Origin of the sequence: Aestuariivirga sp. (genome assembly GCF_046093005.1) — a bacterium.
GTDB lineage: Bacteria > Pseudomonadota > Alphaproteobacteria > Rhizobiales > Aestuariivirgaceae > Aestuariivirga.
In genome coordinates this window covers 1-1980 of sequence record NZ_JBJTER010000155.1, presented here as the reverse complement: position 1 = coordinate 1980, position 1980 = coordinate 1, and the positions used below count along the sequence as shown (strand labels likewise).

At 61.5% G+C, this 1980-nt stretch carries 2 protein-coding genes; both read left to right on the top strand.

Translation table 11 applies throughout. The features are described 5' to 3' along the window. The first annotated feature begins 90 nt into the window (after positions 1-90). On the top strand, positions 91-963 hold the full coding sequence (gene phnE / locus ACKOED_RS13050) for a phosphonate ABC transporter, permease protein PhnE (RefSeq protein WP_408917030.1): 873 nt from the start codon (positions 91-93) through the stop codon (positions 961-963). Continuing rightward, positions 960-1823: a phosphonate ABC transporter, permease protein PhnE gene (phnE, locus tag ACKOED_RS13045; protein WP_408917029.1), complete on the top strand. Its 864-nt coding sequence runs from the start codon at positions 960-962 to the stop codon at positions 1821-1823. Before phnE (ACKOED_RS13050) ends, phnE (ACKOED_RS13045) begins: the two co-directional genes overlap by 4 nt. Positions 1824-1980: the final 157 nt, after the last annotated feature.

The window sequence follows — 1980 nt, the reverse complement described above, 5'->3', positions numbered from 1 at the left end:
CTGAACAAGTTCGTCGACACGCTGCGCAAGCAGTAAGCTTGGCTCGGAGGCTCGCCGCCAGTGGCGGGCCTCCGTTTCATTTCAGGCAACATGCCAAGCATCACAAGCCCAGAAGCACTGCTGTCCGCCTATGAGGCGGATGTGGCGCTGAAGCGCCGGCGCTTCATGTTCGCCGCCGCCGGGCTTGCGATTGTCATATTTGTCGCCGGCTGGATGGCGGAAGTCGATCTCGGGCTGTTTTTCGGCAACATCGGCAAGTTCTTCAATTATATCACGCGAATTTTCTTTCTCGACTCCGGCCCCTACGCCGGACAGCTTGTGCTCTATGACATTCCCGGCTGGTTCTGGGGTCTCGGCAAATGGCTGAAGCTGCTCGCCGACACGCTGCTCATCGCCTATGTGGCCACCGTACTGGGCGCTGCGTTCGGTTTCTTCCTGAGTTTCCTTGCAGCCGGCAATCTGGGCGTTTCACCGGCGGTGGTGTTCATCGTTCGCAGATTTCTCGAGTTCTGCCGCACCGTGCCCGAGCTGGTCTTCGCGCTCATCTTTGTCCTGGCCTTCGGGCTTGGCCCGGTGGCGGGCGTCCTCGCCATCGTGGTTCACACCACCGGCGCGCTTGGCAAGCTGTTCTACGAAGTTCTGGAGAATATCGACCAGAAGCCGGTGGAAGGCCTGGTGGCCAGCGGCGCATCATGGATCAAGACCATGCGGTTCGGCGCGCTGCCGCAGGTGCTGGCAGGCTTCGCGAGCTATGCGTTGCTGCGCTTCGAAATCAATGTGCGCGGCGCCTCGATCATGGGTTTCGTCGGCGCCGGCGGCATCGGCCAGGACCTGATGGAGGCGATCCGCAAGTTCTACTACCCCGACGTTTCGGCCATCCTGCTTCTGATTATCGTCACCGTGGCGCTGATCGACCTCGTGACCGAGCGCATCCGCCACCGTTTCATCCAGCAAGTTTCATGAGCAGCACCGACGAAGAAAGCTACCGCACCCTCGAAGAAGCGGCGCTGCGCGTTCGCTATCACCGGAGTTTCGCATCGGGCGGACCCTGGCCCTGGGCGATGAGCCTGGCGGCGCTGGCCCTGCTCATCTTCGGGCTCTGGTATCTCGGCTTTTCGCCAGCCAAGATTCTGCTTGGCCTCGGAAGCCTGGGCAATTTCGTTGTTCTGATGTTTCCGCCGGATTGGGGCGATAATGCCAGCCTGTCGCGCTATATGCGCGCGCTTGGCGAAACCGTGGCCATCGCGCTGCTCGGCACCATGCTGGCGGCGGTCATCGCCCTGCCGTTGAGCTTCATCGCGGCGCGCAATACCACCGTCTCGAGAATCCTGCGGTTCTTTGCTAGGCGGAGCTTCGACACGCTGCGCGGCATTGACACGCTGGTCTGGGCGCTGATCTGGGTGAATGTGGTGGGGCTGGGGCCCTTCGCGGGCGTGCTCGCCATCGCGTCTTCCGACATCGGCTCCTTCGGGAAGCTGTTTTCGGAAGCCATTGAGGGCTCGGACCGCAAGCCGGTCGAGGGCATTCTTGCCGCGGGCGGCTCGCGCCTGCATGCCATCCGGTTCGGCATTCTTCCGCAGGTGGCGCCGGTGCTGATCGGCCAATATCTCTACTATTTTGAATCGAATACGCGGTCCGCCACCATCATCGGCATCGTGGGGGCGGGCGGCATCGGCCTGCAGCTCTCCGAGCAGATCCGCACCCTGGAGTGGCAGACGGTGTGCTTCATCATCATCATGATCCTGATCACCGTGTCGGTGATCGACCTCATCTCGTCACGGCTGCGGACGGCGATCATCGGCAGGTCAGGCCCGGCGGTCTAGTGTCCTGAACCAGAAGTCCGGGCGATCAATTCGTGGTCTCATGAACTGGGGTTTTGGACAGAACCTCGCGATTGAGGCTAGGATTTGGTCTGCTGATTTGATCCAGCTGAACGGCCTTGGTTTCGCGTTGCGGGCGTTGATGAAGGCTGCGATGTCC

Excerpts from the sequence above, each read along its gene's own strand:
- phnE (WP_408917029.1), top strand. The coding sequence starts at position 960 with ATGAGCAGCACCGACGAAGAAAGCTACCGCACCCTCGAAGAAGCGGCG.
- phnE (WP_408917030.1), top strand. The coding sequence starts at position 91 with ATGCCAAGCATCACAAGCCCAGAAGCACTGCTGTCCGCCTATGAGGCG.